Source organism: Planctomycetota bacterium, from assembly GCA_038746835.1.
GTDB lineage: Bacteria > Planctomycetota > Phycisphaerae > Tepidisphaerales > Tepidisphaeraceae > JBCDKH01.
Window position 1 is genome coordinate 1 of the sequence record JBCDKH010000292.1, and the last position, 2,802, is coordinate 2,802.

A 2,802-nucleotide genomic window follows, 5' to 3' on the forward strand; every position below is an offset into this window, starting at 1 on the left:
CCTTGTTGTGGTGCTGCCTTTACGTACGCGATTGCTTGGTTTGCTACTCGCAGCATCGGCGGCTCTTCTCTCTTGGCGGCTTCTCGCAACGGTGACCACCGATACCGGTCACGCAGCGATTGGCCATCGGACTCTTGGTCATGAGAGAGGAACCGAGATGCGCAGAACCCGTCCAGGCGACAGAGCACCGAACACAAGAACCAGGCGACGCCTAGGCATCGAGGGCCTTGAGCCCCGCCAGATGCTCGCCTGCGACCCGCTGCTCGGCGACTTCAACGGCGACAACGCCGTCAACGCCGCGGACTATACCGTATGGCGAGACGCGCTCGCTTCCGAAGTCGCTCCCATGACCGGGGCCGATCACAGCGGCGACGGAGTGGTTGGCGTCGAAGACTACGAGATCTGGCGGTCGAACTTTGGAGCTACCGCGACTCCGATGGACCACCCTGGCCATGGTGACCCCGGGCACGGATCGCCTCACTCCCCAAGCCCGGCGCTCATGGCCTTGGTGCCAGACGATCAAGCCACGAACACCGTCGTCGCCAACGGTTTGTGGTCGAACCCCAACGTCTGGTCCAATCAGACGCTGCCGACCGACGGGGCTCGGATCGTTATTCCACACGACTACACCGTGACCGTCGACTCGGAGATCACCGAGGAGTTCAAGACCATCCGAATCGACGGCACGCTCAACTTCGCGACGGACCGCGACACCGAGCTACGCGTCGACACGCTCGTCAGCACGAGGACGGGTGAACTGCGGATCGGTGACGCGTGCAATCCCGTCGAGGCGGACCACACCGCGACGATTGTGTTCGCTGATGACGGCGCGATCGATCGGACCTGGGACCCGAATCTGCTGAGCCGCGGAGCGCTCTTGCATGGCAAGACCACGATCCACGGAGCGGAGAAGACGGCTTTCCTACCGCTCGCCGCAGGGGGAGTCGCTGCGGGGACGATGCAGATCACGCTCGCTTCGCCACCGACCGGCTGGCGAGTCGGCGACCAGATCACCATCGCAGGAGTCGATCCGAACGACCCGGCGAGTGACGAAGTGGTGACGATCGCCGGCATCGACGGCTCCACGATCACTCTCGGCACCGAATTGGTCCGCGACCACATCCCGCCGCGGGCCGACCTGGAGGTGCACGTCGCCAATCTCACGCGGAACGTTCAGTTCACGTCGGAGAACACCGACGTGCAGCGCCGCGGTCACGTGATGTTCATGCACACGAACGACGTCGATGCCCGCTACTTCAGCTTCCGGGGCCTTGGCAGAACGGACAAGAGCATCGAGCTACAAGACTGGCGGCTTGTGAGCGACTCGGAGGGGTCGATCGGCGACCTTGTCGAGGTGCAAGACCTGGGCGGGTTCAACGTGCGTGGCCGCTACTCCCTGCACTTCCATCGTGGCGGGCCGTCGGGAGCGCCCGCACTCATCCAAGGCGTGGTCGTTCGCGATGACCCGGGCTGGGCTTACGTCAACCACTCGTCGAATGTCGACTTCCTCGACAACGTCGCTCACAACACGACGGGCGCCGCTTACAACACCGAGGCGGGCGACGAGATCGGCTCGTTTGTGCGGAACATCGCTATCCGCACGGTGAACCCGAGCGGCAATCCCAACCCACCAGACATCGAGATCAACGAGGATCAGTCGCCTGACTTCCGGGTCCTGACCCAGGACTTCGGCTGGCAGGGCGACGGCTTCTGGTTTCACGGGGCCGGGGTGACGGTCGAGGACAACGTCGTGTCGGGCGCGTCTGGCCACGGCTTCATCTACTGGACGCTCGGACTCGTGGAGAAGGGGCTCGGTGAGAATCAGGTTCTTGCGGGCAACTTGCCCAACGGTCATCTCATCGGCGGCCCCGACACGCTCGTTCGCACGAAGCACGTGCCGGTTCCGAGCTTCGACGGCAACTCGACCTACAGCGCCCCGAAGGGCCTCCTCGTTGCTTACTTGCACACCGACAACCGTGACGAGAACGATGACCACTTTGTTGGAACGGGAGAGCTAGCGCCGGTCCCACAGAGCTACGAAGACACACTGCAATCGACGTTCTCCAACTACACCGCGTGGAACGTACCGCTCTCTGGTATCTCGGCGCCTTACTCCGGACGCCTGACGTTCGAGGGCATCGACGTGCTAGGGACGGGCGCCGAGGGCTCGGTCGGCATCAAGCTCGATCAGTTCGCCAACCAGAACGACATCACGGTCCGCAACATCAACGTGGACGGCTACCTCGTCGGTGTGGCCGCCCAACGCCAGGGAGAGGCGATCATCGACGGCGCTGTCATCTCGGCCCCGACCGGCATCCGTATCAGCGCGCCCAACACGAATGCTCGCAATCTGGAGATCAGCAACGTTCAGTTCGTGACGCCGAGCGGCCTGTTCGAGCCGGGGGAAGAGTGGATCCGGATCGACATGAACGAAGCGTGGGACATCGGGCTTGCCGGCGGGCTGTTTGGCATCGATGAGTTCTTTTACGACGAGGCGACCCTGCTCTACGTCCCGCCGGTCTTCCAAAAAGATCGGATCACACTGAACACGCCGGGCTACGAGAACGTGGGGCTCTACTTCGACTCGCAAAGCCCCAGCTTCCGACCCATCCCTGCAGGTGGCGAGCTCTCCGCGTTCGTCCCGAACGAGCTCGTCGGCCTTACCAACGCACAGCTTCAGCAGCAATACGGGATCTCCTTCTCAGATGTGGTATGGCCAGCGGGAACACGACCGGACGCTTTGGTTCCCGGAGCGCGCATTGGCCCTGCGTCGCCCTCGTTCGAAGCCGTGCCTTCTCCCTC

General features: G+C 63.3%; 1 protein-coding gene. It reads left to right on the forward strand.

Features of this window, described 5'->3' with window-relative positions; all coding sequences use genetic code 11:
- Positions 1-241: 241 nt before the first annotated feature.
- The coding region (locus AAGI46_16715) for a G8 domain-containing protein (protein ID MEM1013850.1) at positions 242-2,802 on the forward strand (2,561 nt) is incomplete at its 3' end.